The sequence below is a fragment of the Micromonospora sp. S4605 genome, from assembly GCF_003176715.1.
GTDB classification, from domain to species: domain Bacteria; phylum Actinomycetota; class Actinomycetes; order Mycobacteriales; family Micromonosporaceae; genus Micromonospora; species Micromonospora echinaurantiaca.
This window is the reverse complement of the sequence record NZ_QGSW01000311.1, coordinates 23,115-39,507: the sequence shown is the minus strand read 5'-3', so window position 1 is coordinate 39,507 and position 16,393 is coordinate 23,115. Positions and strand designations below refer to the sequence as shown.

General features: G+C 71.5%; 12 protein-coding genes. 6 read left to right on the top strand and 6 right to left on the bottom strand.

All coding sequences use genetic code 11. The features are described from left to right. Window positions 1-83 precede the first annotated feature (83 nt). Both DLJ47_RS27860 and DLJ47_RS27855 read left to right on the top strand, forming a co-directional pair. The gene (locus DLJ47_RS27860; protein ID WP_109904315.1) at window positions 84-1,142 is read left to right on the top strand and encodes an LCP family protein; all 1,059 of its coding nucleotides are present in this window, start codon (window positions 84-86) and stop codon (window positions 1,140-1,142) included. A 345-nt stretch (window positions 1,143-1,487) separates the two neighbouring features. Beyond that, window positions 1,488-2,792: an exopolysaccharide biosynthesis polyprenyl glycosylphosphotransferase gene (locus DLJ47_RS27855; RefSeq protein WP_199236031.1), complete on the top strand. Its 1,305-nt coding sequence runs from the start codon at window positions 1,488-1,490 to the stop codon at window positions 2,790-2,792. A 69-nt stretch (window positions 2,793-2,861) separates the two neighbouring features. Here DLJ47_RS27855 and DLJ47_RS27850 read toward each other — a convergent pair whose 3' ends face one another. From DLJ47_RS27850 to DLJ47_RS27825, 6 genes are all read right to left on the bottom strand, one after another. After that, on the bottom strand, window positions 2,862-4,151 hold the full coding sequence (locus tag DLJ47_RS27850; RefSeq protein WP_109904311.1) for an acyltransferase family protein: 1,290 nt from the start codon (window positions 4,149-4,151) through the stop codon (window positions 2,862-2,864). Between the two features lie 69 nt (window positions 4,152-4,220). Further along, a complete protein-coding gene (locus tag DLJ47_RS27845; RefSeq protein ID WP_158289903.1) occupies window positions 4,221-5,381 on the bottom strand; it encodes a glycosyltransferase in 1,161 nt (386 codons plus the stop codon). Then, the gene (locus DLJ47_RS27840) at window positions 5,378-6,241 is read right to left on the bottom strand and encodes a glycosyltransferase family 2 protein (protein WP_146228210.1); all 864 of its coding nucleotides are present in this window, start codon (window positions 6,239-6,241) and stop codon (window positions 5,378-5,380) included. The genes DLJ47_RS27845 and DLJ47_RS27840 overlap by 4 nt, the downstream gene beginning before the upstream one ends. Next, window positions 6,238-8,859, bottom strand: coding sequence for an O-antigen ligase family protein (locus DLJ47_RS27835; protein WP_109904305.1), 2,622 nt, complete (start codon window positions 8,857-8,859; stop codon window positions 6,238-6,240). Before DLJ47_RS27835 ends, DLJ47_RS27840 begins: the two co-directional genes overlap by 4 nt. Window positions 8,860-8,933: 74 nt before the next feature. Continuing rightward, window positions 8,934-9,917 (bottom strand): glycosyltransferase family 2 protein, encoded by a 984-nt coding sequence (locus tag DLJ47_RS27830; protein ID WP_158289902.1) that lies wholly within the window; start codon window positions 9,915-9,917, stop codon window positions 8,934-8,936. Between the two features lie 165 nt (window positions 9,918-10,082). After that, window positions 10,083-11,285: a hypothetical protein gene (locus tag DLJ47_RS27825; protein WP_146228209.1), complete on the bottom strand. Its 1,203-nt coding sequence runs from the start codon at window positions 11,283-11,285 to the stop codon at window positions 10,083-10,085. A 230-nt stretch (window positions 11,286-11,515) separates the two neighbouring features. Between DLJ47_RS27825 and DLJ47_RS27820 the strand changes: the two genes are divergently transcribed. From DLJ47_RS27820 to DLJ47_RS27805, 4 genes are all read left to right on the top strand, one after another. Further along, window positions 11,516-12,358: an alpha/beta hydrolase family esterase gene (locus DLJ47_RS27820; protein ID WP_158289901.1), complete on the top strand. Its 843-nt coding sequence runs from the start codon at window positions 11,516-11,518 to the stop codon at window positions 12,356-12,358. A gap of 130 nt (window positions 12,359-12,488) precedes the next feature. Beyond that, window positions 12,489-13,316, top strand: a complete 828-nt coding sequence (locus tag DLJ47_RS27815) for a MurR/RpiR family transcriptional regulator (protein WP_109904297.1) — start codon at window positions 12,489-12,491, stop codon at window positions 13,314-13,316. 12 nt (window positions 13,317-13,328) lie between these two features. After that, window positions 13,329-14,978 (top strand): urocanate hydratase, encoded by a 1,650-nt coding sequence (gene hutU / locus DLJ47_RS27810; protein WP_109904295.1) that lies wholly within the window; start codon window positions 13,329-13,331, stop codon window positions 14,976-14,978. Next, window positions 14,975-16,183, top strand: coding sequence for an allantoate amidohydrolase (locus DLJ47_RS27805; protein ID WP_109904293.1), 1,209 nt, complete (start codon window positions 14,975-14,977; stop codon window positions 16,181-16,183). Before hutU ends, DLJ47_RS27805 begins: the two co-directional genes overlap by 4 nt. The last annotated feature ends 210 nt before the right edge of the window (window positions 16,184-16,393 follow it).

The following is a 16,393-nucleotide window of genomic DNA, read 5'->3' as shown; positions in this document are numbered from 1 at the left end:
GTGAAAGTTTTCATTCACGGGCCGGGCTCATCGGCACGAACGGTGGGTACGCGAGCCGGAACCGGAATCAGTAGCATCGCGCCATGCGCCATCGCCAGGAGTACGCGGAGCCCGAGACCCGGTTCTTCGACGAGCAGCCAGCGCCGGAACAGACCGAGCAGCCGCGGCCGCGGCGGCGCCGGTGGCGCAAGGTCGCGCTGATCACCTTCCTGGTGCTGGCGCTGCTCGGCGGCGGAACGGCGATCGCCGGCGGACTCTACCTCCGTTCGGTCGAGTCGGACATCGACCGGGTCGACGCCTTCAGTGGCGTACCGGAGGCGGAGCGGCCACAGGCGGTCGCCAAGGGCGCCTTGAACATCATGATTCTGGGCAGCGACTCGCGCGACCCGGAGAACACCACCGGCTCGCGGACCGACACCATCATCGTCGCGCACCTGCCGAAGGACCGGTCGAGCGCGCAGCTCATCTCCATCCCCCGGGACACCTGGGTGCCGGTACCGCGGTCGAAGGACGGTAGCCACGGCGGGCGGGATGCCAAGATCAATGCGGCCTACGCCTGGGGCGGGGTACCGCTGATGGTGCAGACCGTGGAGAAGTTCACCGGCGTTCGGATGGACCACGTCATGATGATCGACTTCGCCGGGTTCAAGGAGATCATCGACGCGTTGGGCGGCATCGAGGTCGACGTGGAGAAGACGTTCACCTCGATCCACCCCCCGAAGCGCACCTTCCAGAAGGGCGTACAGCGGATGGACGGTGAGGCGGCGCTGGACTACTCGCGGCAGCGCCAGCAGTTCGCCGACGGCGACTTCGCCCGCATCCGGCACCAGCAGCAGGTGATCAAGGCGATCCTGGACAAGGCGGTCTCCGGGGGCATCGTCACGAACCCGGCCCGGCTCAACTCGTTCGTCAAGGCCACCTCCAGCGCCGTCTCCGTGGACGAGAAGATGTCGTTGATCAGCATGGCAACGGACCTGCGCGGGCTGCGTGGCGGCAACCTCACCTTCCTGACCAGCCCGACGAAGGGCACCGGTCGGGTCGGCACCGAGAGCGTCGTGTTCGCCAACACGGAGAAGGTCGGGCCCTTCTACGACGCGGTCCGTCGCGACGCGGTGCCCGAGATCCTGTCCGCCGCAAAGTAGGACGATGGACTGGCCTGTCGGCTGTGGTGGCAGGGCCGGACCGGTCGTATCCTGCGGTCGCCCTTTGAGTCGTGACACGTGACCAGGGGCTTCACGGGGGAAGGGTCAACCATGTCAAGTCAGCCGGCGACGCGCCCTGCCGCACCCACGCCGCACCTCGGCGATGTGGCGCAACGAACGGCCACGCCGCTACACAACGCCTTTGTTGGCCAGGATTCCCTGGTGCCGGCCGGTCCGCAGACCGACGACCGGGAGGCCGATCTGCGCTCCGGCCTGGACACGACAGCGGTCCTGCCGTACGCCAAGTCCCGGGCGGCGTCCGGGACGAGCTGGCTACGCGCCTGGATGATGACGCTCCCCATCGACGTCGCCGCGCTGGTCGCGCCGCTGGTGCTGTCTCAGAACTACTGGCGTGGGACGCTGGCCAACGCCGTGCTCACCGTGGCCATCTTCGCGGCCGGCGGGCTCTACCGGGCGCGCCGGCACGTGAGCATCCTCGACGAGCTGCCGAGCCTCTGCGGGCGACTGCTGGCCTCGGCCGCGGTCGTGGCCATCATCGCGGCGGAGCGGCACTCCTCGGTGGAGTACGTCGGCGGGTTCATGCGGGGCGTGGCGCTGTCGGCGGTGCTGGTGATCCTCGGCCGGACGGTCAGCAGGTCGCTCACCAAGCTCGTCCGCAAGCGCCGGTGGGTGGAGCACAACGCCATCATCATCGGCAGCGGGCCCATCGGGCTCGAGCTCGCCCGGCTGCTGCGCCGCTACCCCCAGTACGGTCTGCGGTTCGTCGGGTGCGTCGACGTCCCGTCGCGCCAGGGCACCGGGGTGCTGCCGATGAGTGGCACCCTGGACGACCTCGAACACCTGATCCGGCTGGTGGACTGCGACGTCCTGGTCATCGCCGACCCGGACTGCCCCGAGTCCGCGCTCATGGAGACCCTGCTACAACCGCGCAGCTCCTCCTGCGACCTCTGGGCGGTGCCGCGACTGTGGGGCTCCCGCTCGCACGGCGGGTACCCGGACCACATCGGAGCCATCCCGATCATCAAGATCGGCGACATCTCCCTCTCCGGCCCGCGGTGGGCCATCAAGCGGGCCTCCGACGTGCTGTTCGCCGCGGTCGCGCTGATCGTGCTGAGCCCGCTGCTGCTGCTCTGCGCCATCGCGACGTTCATCGACGGCGGCCCTGGCATCTTCTTCTACCAGGAGCGGATCGGCCGGTACGGAAAGCCGTTCAAGGTCATCAAGTTCCGGTCGATGCGGCCGGTGAACGAACAGGAGTCCCAGACGAACTGGTCGATCGCGAACGACAAGCGGGTCGGTCCGATCGGCCGGTTCATGCGTCGCACCTCGCTGGACGAGCTGCCCCAGCTGTGGAACATCCTGCGCGGCGACATGAGCGTGGTCGGCCCGCGGCCCGAGCGGCCGTACTTCGTCGAAAAGTTCTCCGCCGAGTACCCGACCTACGCGGCTCGCCACCGGGTGCCCGTCGGGCTCACCGGGCTAGCGCAGGTCAGCGGCCTGCGGGGCGACACCCCGATCTCCGACCGGGCGCGGTTCGACAACTACTACATCGAGAACTGGTCGCTCTGGCTGGATGTCAAGGTGGTGCTGCGCACCGTGACCGAGGTGTTCCGCGCCGGGGGTCGTTGACCCGGCGGTCCGCCGGCGGCGCACGGGCACCGACCCTCGGCGAGGGCCGAGGATCGGTGCTCCGGGATCTCACATTCGCGCCGCCGACGATCGGTAGAGCCCTTCCCGGCCCCGGTCGGCAACCTCGCCGTCACGCGGCTCGCCGGCGGTCACGAGAGCAGGCTCGGTCGCGGGCGCAGGCGCCGTCACGGGCGCGGGCTCGGCCACGGCCACGGCCACGGGCGCAGGCTCGGCCGCCCGCGGCGTGGGCACGCGCGCGGCAGGTCCGGCGAGCGCGGCATCGGCCGCGCGAATGCTGTCGAGCGAACGGAGCAACGCCCGCCGCAACCGCTTCGCGGCCGGGCGTTCGACCAGCCGGTGCACGAGGTACGCGAGCAGCAACAGCCCGGCGATCGTCGCCCCCAGCAACGCCCACGCGGGAAGGTACGGCCGGGCCGCGGCGATGACGGTCAGGCCGATCTGCGCGTGCAGCAGGTACAGCGGGTAGGTGAGGGCGCCGGCGGTGGTGAGCCATCGCCACCGGACGCGGTCGGCCTTACCGTTCGCGATGACCGCCATGACGACGAAGAAGACCGTGACGCAGCCGGCCGCGGGCAGGAAACTGCTCGTGTCGTACGTGTCGATCTCGCCCCACAGGCGGGAGATGGCGATGATCCACGAACCGCCGACGATGCCCCACAGCAGGGCGTTCGCCCCGAACCGGTACATCAGGTAGAAGGCGATTCCGGCGATGAAGTACTGGGCGTAGCCGCGCCCGAGGAACATGGAGACGGCGGCGTTGTTCGCCCACGGGGCGGCCAGTGACGCCAGCGTCCACAGCGCACAGAACGCCACCACGCGCCGGACGGTCACCCCACGCGCCACCACCACGAGGGCGAACAACACGTAGAACAGCAGCTCCACGGAGAGCGTCCAGTAGGCCTGCTCGACGTCGGGGACACCCATGAGCGACTGCAGCATGGTCATGTTGACCAGGACGTGGGTCCAGTCCCGGTGCGTGGCGAAGACCGGAAACAGGACGAGGACCGTGGTGGTCGCCACCACAGCGAACCAGTACGCGGGGTAGAGCCGCACCACCCGGGCGACCGCGAACTCCCCCACGGTGCGGCCCCAGCTGCTCATGCAGATGACGAAGCCGCTGATGAGGAAGAACATCTCCACCCCGAGCCAGCCGTACGCCGCCGCGCCGGCCAGCCCGGGGAAGAGTTCACCGGTCGACGCCCGCCAGGCGTCGTCGCGCACGCCCTCCCCGTGCAGGAGGTGGTACACGACGACCATCAGCGCGGAGAGCAGGCGCAGACCGTCGAGCACGACGAGGCGGTCGTGCCCGCCACGCCGGACGGCACCGTGAGACTCCATGGCCTTCCTCACTAGGTCGAGCGGCCCGGTGGTCCGCGACGAGCGCCGACGACGGGGCGACGCGGCAAGCTACCGACGAAACTGCTCAGGGTGCGGCCACACGGCTGCGTACGCCTTGGCGAGCTGCTCACGCACCGCGTTCGAGCTGTGGAAGTCCAGTGCCCACCGCTTGCCGGCGGCAGCGAGCCGCTGGCCCCTGGCCGGGTCGGTGAGCACACTCGTCAACTCGTCCACCCAGGCCTGCGCGTCCGCTCCCACCACGACCTCGTGATCGTGCCGTACCCCCGCCCTGCGGGCAACCTCCGGCGTGGTCACCGTGGGAACACCCGCCGCCAGGGCCTGGATCAGCTTCATCTGCACACCCGTACCGCGCCAGACCGGGACGATGGCCGCCGAGGCCGGCGAGTAGTAGGGGGCGACGTCGGGGACGTTGGCGTGGATCTCGACACCATTGCCACGGAAGGCCTGGACGGAGGCGGGAGGGTTGGTCCCGACGATGTCGAGTACGGCGTTCGGGACCCGCCTCTTCACCTCGGACCAGCAGTTCCTGAGGAACCACAACAGCCCGTTGACGTTCGCCTCGTAGGTCAGCCTCCCGACGAAGAGCACCCGCGGCTCCGCCGCCCGCGGGGTCGCGTCCTCCGGGTGGTCGTACGGGCTTCGCACGACGTACGTGTTCGGCCGCTCCTCGCCCGGCTCGAAGGGCGCCGACACCATCAGCGGCACCTGGTGGGCCACCAGGGCGTCCTCCCGCGCCTGCATGCGGGGCGCCTCGATCCTGCCCACCAGCTTCCACTTCGGGCCGGCGGTCTGGGCGAGCTGGCTGTAGTACTCGCTGCGGAACTCGTCGAGGTCCACGATCACCGGCACCGGCGCGCACCGCTCCACCAGGTGCACCGTCCGGAAGACGTTGAGGTGCACGACGTCCGGCTGCCACTGCCGGATCTCGCTGGCGAGCGCGGCCGTCAGCTCGGGCACGTCGGCGTAGGCCTGCTGGAGTGACGTGCCGGTCGGCAGCGCCGTGGCACAACGGAGCATCGACGTGATCCGGTTACGCGGCACCAGCACGGTGGACTCCACGGGCAGTTCCTGGGCCTGCCGCACCTCCTCGTCCGAGCTGGTCAGGCCGAGGAAATGGATCTGGTGGTCCCGGGCGAGAATCTCGAGCAGGGCCAGACTCCGCGGGCGGATCTTCGAGGGGATCCAGGGAGCGACGAAAAGAATCTTCATAGCGGAAGTCTCCTGAGGGCGCGGGCCGAGAACTTGTCCATCGCGGTGCCGTACTTGTCGCAGTATGCAACCAGGCCCGAGCGGTACAGCCGGTTCTTGCCGACCGCACTGGTGCTCGTACTCTCCCGGTGCATGGCCCATGCGGTCCCGACCGACACGACGCGCCACCCGGCGTCGCGCAGCCGCCTGCAGAGGTCGACATCCTCGAAGTAGAGGAAGAAGGAGGGGTCGAATCCGTTGATCTCGCGGAATGCGGTGGCCCGGACCAGCATGCAGAAGCCAGACACCCAGGCGACGTCCGCCGCCGCCGCCGGCCCACCCTTGTCGAGGTAGTCCAGCATGGGAAGCCGGCTACGGAGCCGCTGCGACCTGGCGAGTCCCCGCTTCACGCGGTCCGGAACCATGTGGTCGACGCGCAACGCGGCGAGCCATTCCTTGGCCAGACTCACGTCCGGGCCCGCCGAGATGCCCGGCTCGCCGTCCGCGTACCGCATCTGCGGTGCGACGACTCCGATCTTCGCGTCGTCCTGAAGCGCCCGCACGAGTTCCGCGTACGACTCGGGCGTGAGCGCGGCGTCCGGGTTCAGCAACAGGTACGCCTCGGCGTTGGGAAACTGCTCCACCGCCGCGTTGATCGCCTTACCGAACCCCACGTTGGACGAGCGGATGACGTGCGGGGTGTACCGTGCCGCCAGTTCGACACTGTCGTCGGAGGACGCGTTGTCCACCACCACGATGTCGGCGACGGGTAGTTCACGTAGGCTGCCCAGGCTCATGGGCAGGTCTCGGGCAGAGTTGTGGGCAACGACGACAGCTACTGTCTTCACACTTCGCTCGCGATCCTGGGAGTCATCGGTCACGCCGCCGACCTCGAGTGCCCGGCCGGCTGCGGCACGACCGGCATCGCCTGGTCGCTCCGCAGCACGGCATCACCCACGACGAGCAGCGACGCGTGCTTGAAGAGATAGGTCAGGGACACCGCCGCGGCCGCGCCGACCGCACCGAACAGCGCCGCGCCGCCGGCCACCGTGACGAGAAGCGCGACGGCGCTCACCACGCCGATCTTCGCCACCAGCGCTCCGCGGCCCACGCCCTGCAGCACGGCACCGCAGGGCGAACTCGCGCAGAACGAGGGCACCCCGGCGAGCATCACGGCGATGACCACGCCGGCCTTCGCGTAGACCTCGCCGAACAACAGTTCCGCCAGCCATGGCGCGGCGGCCATCCCGGCGGCGCTGATCGCGCCGACCAGGAGTACCACTGCGAGGTTCATCCGCCAGAAGAGCCGCCGTGCGTCGCTGGCCTGAGCGGTCGCCGAATGCGGCACCAGCACGGTGCTGAGCGCGGACGGGATCGACACGAACGGTGAGAAGATGCGGGACGCGGCGGCGTACAGTCCCGCGCCGGCACCCGGCGCGACCAGCGAGACGACCGTCGCGTCCAGGACCCGCGCCTGCGCTGAGACGTTGCTGACCAGGTACGCCCGCGAGTCCAGCACCGCTCGCCACACGTCGGCGGCGGCGGCCGAGCCGGCGACCCGGACCACCAGACGCACGTGGACCTGCCCCAGCACCGACGCGACCAGCAAGCCGTACGCGAGCGAGGCGAAGGGTTCGCCGCCGAGGTTGACGGCGGCCACGAAGATCGCGACCTGCACGGCCTTCCGGCCCAGGATCGACACGACCGCGTGCCCCATCCGGCCGTCGGCGATCGCCAGCGACAGCATCGTCTCGACGTTCTTGTCCAGCATCCAGCCGGCCGCGAGGAGCACGGTGATCCACGGCGCCATGGTGCCGGCGGTGAGGCCGAGGCCGATCGCCGCCGCGACGACCAGGCCACCGATCGTGGTGAGGACGTTCAGGCGCAGGCCCGCGCTGACGGCGGTGTCGTGCCCGAGTGCCCGCCACCGCAGGAGGGCGGTCGAGACGCCCGCGTCCGCCACGACGGCCAGGAAGGCCACCGCGCCGAAGTACCCGCCGAAGGCACCGAAGCCCTGCGGGTCCACGTACCGTGCCAGGAGCACCATCGCGACGGCCTGCAGCCCGCTGCCGGCGATGCGGGAGGCGGCCAGAGCCGAGGCTCCGCCCATCACCCCACGCACGTTCGGCCGCCGGGAGGAACCCGCCGGATCGCCCGAGGCGGCCGGGCCGCGCGGCATTTCCGGCCCACCATCGGAGGCCCCGCCTGCCCGGTTCGCGCTCCCGTGGCCGTCGGGCGTCGGGGCGTCGCCGCCCCGGGCACCGCGCCGTCGGTCCTGGTGCTGGTGGTCCTCCACCAGCCACACGGTCGCCACTCCCAGGACGAGGAACCACAGCGGAAGCATGGACTCGGCCACGACGCCGTACGTGGTCGCCACGATCCCGAAGTAGGCCACCGTGAAGGTGAGACAGAACGCCGGCAGGAGGGTCGGCCGGAAGACGCCCTTCCACACAGACAGCACGGCCAACGCCGAAGCCGGCGTGAAGAGGACGACCGCGCCCGGTATGCCCAGTTCGACAGCGGCGAGCAGGATGCCGTTGTGCACCGGAACCCCTTGCGCCACGATCGGATCGATCCGGCCGACGACCTCCACGTAGTTGTTGGGGCCGACGCCCCACCACGGTTTGCTGGCCAGGAACTGCAGTGCGCTGGACAGGAGCTGTGCCCTGGCGCCGCCGGCCGGGTCGGCGATCATCCGGAGGATGAACACGGGGGCCGCCGCCAGCACGCCGATGCCGAGCAGTACGAGCCCGATGACCGTCTGCCGGCGGCCGCGGCCGGTACCGACCTCCGCCATGCCCCGCCTGCGCAGCATCAACTCGCCCATCACGATCAGCATCAGGACCGCCAGCAGTCCGGTCCGGCTGCCGGTCAGTGCGGTCGTCGCGAGCGCGGCGGCGGGCACTCCGTACCGCCCGACGATCGCGGGAAGCTGAAGCCGGCCGAGGCCGAGGCGGCTGTCCGGCCCGGTCGTCAGGTAGTAGAGGGCGAGCACCAGCACGATGGCCTTCGCGAGGTTGACCGGGTGGTTCAACGTCCCGTTGGTCCGGTCACCGAGGAAGCGGGCCGCTTCCACGGTCCCCATGGGGTTGAGCGGTACACCGAGCCGCTGGAGAACCGCGCAACCGAACTGGGCCGCGATGACCCCGGCGGAGGTCAGTCTGAGCGCCGGAACGGCGGACCGGTGCATGGCGAACAGACATCCCACCGCGAAGGCGAGCGGCGCGGACAGATACTGCACCGCTCCGACCAGTTCGCGGGTGGAGGCGCCGCCGCGAACCACCATGCCGATGCCGATGCACAAGGCCAGCGCACCGATCCCGGTGGCCAGGACCGCCACCCAGCGCAACCGCCGCCACGTCGTCGCCAGCAGCACGAGGGAGGCGACGACGAGTGCGATCAGCCAGCTCGATGGCGCGAAGACCGGGATGGCGATGCCGACGTGCCACGGCACGTCGCCCTGACCGAAGGTCTTGGGTAGCAGGGCGAGGCAGGTCACCGAGACAGCCGCACTCAGGGCTACCGGCCATCCGGTGCGAGCGATGGCTGAGGCCGACGAACCGGTCTTTTCCGCTACCGTCCGGCCCACTGGCGTACTTCCGCGCCCTCGTCGGGCCCCGTACGGCGTCGCCGTGGCTGCCGCACGCCGGCCGCCACGGCCTTCACGAGCCCGGCAGCCATGGCCCCGCACGCGTAGCCCACGGCGGCTGCGCCCGGTCGCCCGACCCGCAGTCCTTCCGAGAAGACCCCCGCCATCCCGCGCATCGTGCCCTGGCGGCGGGCATACGTCATGACCGACCCCAGGTAGTAGTCGCCCCGGTCGCGCGGGGTCGACGAGCTGAGGTACTCGCGCGCCCAGTTGAGCTCGCGGGCCAGCGAGATCGAGCGCGAAATCCCATCGCCGATCGCGTCGTACCTGGTCAGCGCGTCGTTCAGCTGCCGGACCACCAGCCCGGGCACGTTGCGGGAGAGTTGCAGGAGCCAGGTCAGGTCCTGGTGCAGACTCAGCTCTTCGTCCAGGGGCACGGTCATCGGAAGCGACCGCGGGAAGAGGAGCGTGGAGGACGGGAGGAACGCCTGCCCGCGTTGGACCCGGTGCCGCCGCAACAGGTTGTTCTCCAGGCTGCGGCTGGGGTCGTAGGGCGCACGGGGCCAGGTCTCGGAACCGTGTTCGAAGTCGACCACCACCCTGGTGGACGAGATCCACGTCGACGACCCGGCGAGGCCGGCCTCGGCGATGTCCCGGACCTGGCGCTCGATCTTCGTCGGATGCCAGAGGTCGTCATCGTCGAGGAATGCGACCAGGTCTCCGGCGCACCTCCGGACACCGGCCATGCGGGCGGCGTTCCCGTTCCGGCGCTCGAGGTAGCGCATCAGCCGAACGCGTGGATCGTCGGGAACGTCCGCATCGGCCTCGGAGTTGAGCACCACGTGGACCTCGGTGACCGGATGCGTCTGCCCGAGCACGGATTCGACGGCTCGGCGAAGTCCCGGCTTGCCGACCGAGGGGATGACGACGCTGACGGCGGGACGCCACGTCGCGGATCGCGTCGGCACTGTGGGATCCACCCGACCCTTCCAAACCAGTTTCGCTACGACGGAACCGCAACGCGCTCAGCTCGCTGCCGACCGTACGCGGGCACCACATGTTACAGAGCGCTGGCCTCGGGCGATGCCCCCGGACCGCACCCCTTCCGCCGGCGGGATCGCCGCCGGCACGCCTTACAGGGACAGCGTCGCCCGGATGCCGTTGGCCACCTTGCGCACCTCACTGACCTGCGCCCCGGTCGCGGTCATGCGGATGACGACCTGGCGGTCGATCACGCCGTCGGGGGTGCTCCGCCACCAACCGATCACCACCAGTCCGTATCGGTCCTTCCCGTTGATCTGCGAGGTCTCGGCGAAGGTCACGTTCCCGGCCTGGACCCACTGCAGGCCCCACGCCTCCTCGGCCTTGCGGTACGCGGCCTGCACCTCTTCGCCACAGGGCTTCGGGCAGTTCCGGACGATGACCTCCCCGCCGACCTCCGGGACACCGGGACGCGAGATGCCGCAGAGATACCTGGCGAACCCGGGGCCGCGCTGCCGCGCGTCGCAGGCCCACGACTCGGGCACCTTGAACGTGAAGCCCAGGCCGGCCGGACTCTCCGCCCTGACCCGGTCGGTGTCGGCGAACTGCGGCTCAGCGGGCCAGGATCCCGGCTTCGGCGGTTCGACACCGGGGTTGCGCGGTGCGCCCGTGGGGAAGGCGACCGGCTCAGGGCTGCTGGGCACGGTCGCGCTGGGGGACGGGCTCGACCCGGCCGCGGGCGTCCGGTCGCCGGACTGCCAGGCGAAGAAGCCGACACCCGCGCCGAGCGCCACGACCACCGCGACCGCGACGCCGACCCACAGGCCGGTGCGTCGGGGCCGCGTCGGCGCGACCGACCTCAGTGCGGGATAGCTCGTCGTGTCCGCCGTCTGCCACTGCGACGGGGAATGCGGCTCGGACGACGGTGGAACCGATACGGGAGAGGGTGGCGTCGACACCGGCCACTCCGCGCCCGAGGTGGGTCCGTGGTCCTCCGGAGTCTCCTCGACAGGTGCCGTCGAGTGCTGCTGCCCGCCGTCGGCGGGCGTTGCACCGTGCTGCACCGGCGCCGCTGCCGAGGTCGGGTGGTACTCCAGGTCGAGGGCGACGAAGATCTGCTCGGCTCTGGTGCCACTGTCGGCCGCGTAGGTGACCCACGGCTCCGGGGCGGAGAAGTCGGCGTGCAGGAAGTTCGGGCGGCCGTCCCGCCCCTTGAGGGCGTTCGCGGTGGAGGCGAAGGCCTCCCTCCAGCGCTGGTCGGCGGCGACGGGCGCGTCCAGGACGGCGACCGTCACGGCCCGGCCCTGGGCATCGACGGCCGACCAGACCTTGCCTACTTGACACGACCCCAGCATCTGGAGGAATTGGAACGGAGTGCCTGGCTGCATTACCCACCCTCTTCGGAGGTCACCGAGTGGATACTAGCGACCGGGCACCGACCGGTAACCGCCCGCTTGGTCAACGTTGAGACCGCACGGCAAGATTGCTTCCTGTGGGGTTGAGACGCTGGCTCGCTGCCGCATTCATGGTTCCGCTCCTGGCAGGCTGCGGGTCGTCCGGCGATGGCGACGCCGCACTGGGTCCGGTGGCCGCTTGGCACAACCCGGTGACGCCGGGCACCACCGGGACCATCGACCGGGACGGCCGGCCGTTCCAGCTGCACGTGCCGGCCGGGTACGACCCCGCCAGGAAGTTCCCCCTCGTCGTGCTGCTGCACGGCTACGGGTCCAGCGCCACCCAGCAGGAGCGGTACTTCGACCTCACCCCCGAGTCCGACCGCCGCGGTTTTCTCTACGCGATCCCGGACGGCACCGTCGACCGGGACGGCAAGAGATTCTGGAACGCGACCGAGGCCTGCTGTGACTTCCACGACAGTGGGGGGGACGACGTGGCGTACCTCGAAGGGCTCCTCGACACCGTGGAGTCGACGTACTCGGTCGACCCCGCACGGGTCTACCTGGTCGGCCACTCCAACGGTGGCTTCATGGCCTACCGGATGGCCTGTGAACGCTCGGTGCGGATCACCGCGATCGTCTCGCTCGCCGGCGCCGTCGACAACGACACGTCACTGTGTACACCCCAGCGGGCGGTCAGTGTCCTGCAGATCCACGGCACCGCCGACCCGACCATCAGGTTCGACGGCGGTGTGAACGGCGGCCACCCGTACCCGTCGGTCGACACCACGCTCGCCACCTGGCGGCGCATCAACGGCTGCTCCCCGCAGGCCGACACCTCCGCCCCGCCGCTGGACCTCGAACCCCGGCTGCCCGGGGCGGAGACCGGAGTGACGATCTACTCCGTCGGCTGCCGCGACGCCACCCGGGTCGTCCTGTGGGACATCCGCGGCGGTGGCCACACGCCCACGTTCAGCACGAACTTCGGCCCGGCCGTCATCGACTTCCTCTACGCGGGGCCGCCCCGACCCTGACCCACGCCCCCCGGTCGCAGCGGGCGTGCGCGCTGGTCCGCCGCTGTTCCTCGTGTCGGGGCACGTCACGGTGCCGCCCACCGGCGGGGACCACCTTGTGTCTGAATAATTTCATGCATAGTCTCAGCTCGTGAATGAAGCCGTGCTGGACCTGTTCCACGGGGTCCGGCTCACTCCCACCCAGCGCCGGATCGCGCACTGCCTGGTGCAGCACGCCCCGGCCGCGGCCTACCTGTCGGCCGCCGAGGTGGCCGAGCTGGCCGGGGTCAGCCAGCCGTCGGTCACCCGGTTCGCGGTCGCGCTCGGCCACGACGGCTACCCGGCGCTGCGCCGTCGGCTGCGCGAGCTGACCGCCGCCACCACCGCCGGGCCGGACGGCGCCGGCAACGAACTCCAGCAGGCGGTACGCGCCGAGATCGGCAACCTGGACCGGCTGGCCGGGCAGCTCACCGACCGGGGGCCGGTCGCCGAGAGCGGCCGGCTGCTGGCCGCCAGCCGCCCGCTGCCGGTGCTCGGCCTGCGGGCCGCCGCGCCGCTGGCCGCGTACTTCGCCTACTTCGCCGCCAAGGTGCACCCCGACGTGCGGGTGCTCGACGACGGCGGCAGCCTGCTCACCGACCGCCTGGAACAGGCCGCCGAGGCCGGGGCGTCCGCCCTGCTCGCCTTCGTGCTCCCCCGCTACCCCCGGGAGACCCTGGACGCGCTGCGCGAGGCCCGGGCCGCCGGCCTGCGCGTGGTGGCGATCACCGACTCGCCGGTCAGCCCGGCCGCCGAGCACGCCGACGTGGTGCTGCCCGCCGCGGTCGGCGCGCAACTCGTGTTCGACCTGCACACCGCCCCGATGACGCTGGCCATGGTGCTGCTCCAGGCGATCTGCGACGCCGCACCGGCCGAGACCCAGCGCCGGCTGGAGGCGTTCGAGGCGTCCGCCGCCCGCCGTCAGTTGTTCCTCGGCTGAGAGGAGACCGAGATGTCCCAGGTTGTCCGCGCCGCACGTGGCGCCGAGCGTACCGCCCGTGGCTGGCCGCAGGAGGCGGCGCTGCGGATGCTGATGAACAACCTCGACCCCGAGGTGGCCGAGCGCCCCGACGACCTGGTGGTCTACGGCGGCACCGGGAAGGCCGCCCGGGACTGGCCGTCCTTCCACGCGCTGGTCCGTACCCTGACCGACCTGCGCGACGACGAGACCATGCTGGTGCAGTCCGGCCGGCCGGTGGGGGTCATGCGCACCCACGAGTGGGCGCCCCGGGTGCTGCTGGCCAACTCGAACCTGGTGGGCGACTGGGCCACCTGGCCGGAGTTCCGCCGCCTCGAACAGCTCGGCCTGACCATGTACGGGCAGATGACCGCCGGTTCGTGGATCTACATCGGCACCCAGGGCATCCTCCAGGGCACCTACGAGACGTTCGCCGCGGTGGCCGCCAAGCGGTTCGGCGGGACGCTGGCCGGCACGCTGACGCTCACCGCCGGCTGCGGCGGCATGGGTGGCGCCCAGCCGCTGGCCGTCACCATGAACGGCGGCGCCTGCCTGATCGTCGACGTGGACCGCAGCCGGCTGGACCGGCGGATGCACGACCGCTACCTCGACGAGATCGCCGACGACCTGGACGACGCGGTGGCGCGGGTGCTGGCCGCGAAGCGGGAGCGCCGGGCGCTGAGCGTCGGCGTGGTCGGCAACGCCGCCGTGGTCTTCCCCGAGCTGCTGGTCAAGGGCGTCGAGATCGACATCGTCACCGACCAGACCAGCGCGCACGACCCGCTGTCGTACCTGCCGGTGGGGGTCGAGCTGGCCGACGCCCGGGACTACGCGGCGGCGAAGCCGGCCGAGTTCACCGACCGGGCCCGGGCGTCGATGGCCCGGCACGTGGCGGCGATGGTCGGCTTCGCCGACGCCGGCGCCGAGGTCTTCGACTACGGCAACTCGATCCGGGGCGAGGCGAAGCTCGGCGGCTACGAGCGGGCCTTTGACTTCCCCGGCTTCGTGCCGGCGTACATCCGGCCGCTGTTCTGCGAGGGCAAGGGCCCGTTCCGGTGGGCGGCGCTCTCCGGCGACCCGGCCGACATCGCCGCCACCGACCGGGCCATCCTCGACCTGTTCCCGGAGAACGAGTCGCTGGCCCGGTGGATCCGGATGGCCGGCGAGCGGGTCGCCTTCCAGGGCCTGCCGGCCCGGATCTGCTGGCTCGGCTACGGCGAGCGGGACAAGGCCGGGGTGCGGTTCAACGAGATGGTCGCCGCCGGCGAGCTTTCCGCGCCGGTGGTGATCGGCCGGGACCACCTGGACTGCGGCAGCGTGGCCAGCCCCTACCGGGAGACCGAGGCGATGGCCGACGGCTCCGACGCGATCGCCGACTGGCCGCTGCTCAACGCGCTGGTCAACACCGCCAGCGGGGCGTCCTGGGTGTCCATCCACCACGGCGGCGGGGTGGGCATCGGCCGGTCCATCCACGCCGGGCAGGTCTGCGTCGCCGACGGCAGCGCGCTCGCCGGGCAGAAGATCGAGCGGGTGCTCACCAACGACCCGGCGATGGGCGTCATCCGGCACGTCGACGCGGGCTACGACGACGCCCGCGAGGTCGCCGCCCGCACCGGCGTGCGCGTCCCGATGGCGGAGGGATGAGCGTGTCCGACGACCTGGTCGGCCGGTTCCGCGCGCTGTGGAACGAGATCGCGCCGGTCGGTCGGGACGGGCGCACCGGCGGCTACCTGCGCTACGCGCTGACCGAGCCGGAACTGCACCTGCGCGCCTGGTTCCGCGACCAGGCCGGCCGCCGGGACATGCCGGTCACCGACGACGGCAACGGCAACCTGTTCGCCTGGTGGGGTGACCCGGAGGCGGGCGACGCGGTGCTGACCGGCAGCCATTTCGACTCGGTGCCGCACGGCGGGGCGTACGACGGGCCGCTCGGCATCGTCAGCGCGTTCCTCGCCGTGGACGCGCTGCGGGCGGCCGGCGTGGCGCCGGTCCGACCGCTGGTGGTCGCCGCGTTCGTCGAGGAGGAGGGCGCCCGGTTCGGCGTACCCTGCCTGGGCTCCCGGCTGCTCACCGGCGAGTTGGCGCTGGAGCGCGCGGCCGGGCTGCGCGACGCCGCCGGGGTGAGCTTCGCCGAGGCGTTGGGCGCCCGGCCGGCGGGCGCCCGGCCCGAGCTGCTGAACCGCTTCTCGGCCTTCGTCGAGCTGCACGTCGAGCAGGGGCGGGCGCTGGTCGAGACCGGTGCGCCGGTCGCGGTGGGCAGCGCCATCTGGCCGCACGGCCGCTGGCGCTTCGACTTCCTCGGCGAGGGCAACCACGCCGGTACGACCCGGATGGCCGACCGCCGCGACCCGATGCTCACCTACGCGTTCACCGTGCTCGCGGCGAACAAGGAGGCGCGGCTGCGCGGGGCGCACGCCACCATGGGCCGGGTGACCGTGGAGCCGAACGCCACCAACGCGATCCCGTCCCGGGTGACCGGGTGGCTGGACGCCCGGGCGGCCGAGCCGGAGACGCTCGCCGGCCTGGTGGCCGCGGTGCACGGCAAGGCGGTCGAGCGGGCGCACCGGGACGGCACCGAGGTGACGCTGGCCGAGGAGTCGGCGACCCCGCTGGTGGCCTTCGACGGTGGGCTGGCCGATCGGCTCGCCCGGCTGCTCGACGCGCCGGTGCTGCCCACCGGGGCCGGCCACGACGCGGGCGTGCTCGCCGGCTACCTGCCGACGGCGATGCTCTTCGTGCGCAACCCGACCGGGATCTCGCACTCCCCGTCGGAGTGGGCCACCGACGCCGACTGCGCCGCCGGGGTGCGGGCGCTGGCCCGGGTGCTCCAGGAGCTGGCATGCGGGTGAGGGCGAAGCGCCCGGTCGGGCAGCCCGCACGGGTGCGGCGCCACCTCGGCACCTGCCACTGTCCAGACGCTGTCGAGCTGCCCTCATGGACGGGGCGGCGGGCCGGGGCGGCTGCCTCGTTGGGCTCTACGGGCACGTCCGTGCAACGGCACCGCCGCGCACCTAGGCGGACCGGCGGGGCGCCGGACCCGTCGGTCTCACAGACGGGGC

Bases quoted from the DNA above. Each gene is read 5' to 3' on its own strand.
- DLJ47_RS27860 (WP_109904315.1), top strand. From the start codon at position 84: ATGCGCCATCGCCAGGAGTACGCGGAGCCCGAGACCCGGTTCTTCGAC.
- DLJ47_RS27855 (WP_199236031.1), top strand. From the start codon at position 1,488: ATGATGACGCTCCCCATCGACGTCGCCGCGCTGGTCGCGCCGCTGGTG.
- DLJ47_RS27850 (WP_109904311.1), bottom strand. From the start codon at position 4,151: ATGGAGTCTCACGGTGCCGTCCGGCGTGGCGGGCACGACCGCCTCGTC.
- DLJ47_RS27845 (WP_158289903.1), bottom strand. From the start codon at position 5,381: ATGAAGATTCTTTTCGTCGCTCCCTGGATCCCCTCGAAGATCCGCCCG.
- DLJ47_RS27825 (WP_146228209.1), bottom strand. From the start codon at position 11,285: ATGCTGGGGTCGTGTCAAGTAGGCAAGGTCTGGTCGGCCGTCGATGCC.
- hutU (WP_109904295.1), top strand. From the start codon at position 13,329: ATGTCCCAGGTTGTCCGCGCCGCACGTGGCGCCGAGCGTACCGCCCGT.
- DLJ47_RS27805 (WP_109904293.1), top strand. From the start codon at position 14,975: ATGAGCGTGTCCGACGACCTGGTCGGCCGGTTCCGCGCGCTGTGGAAC.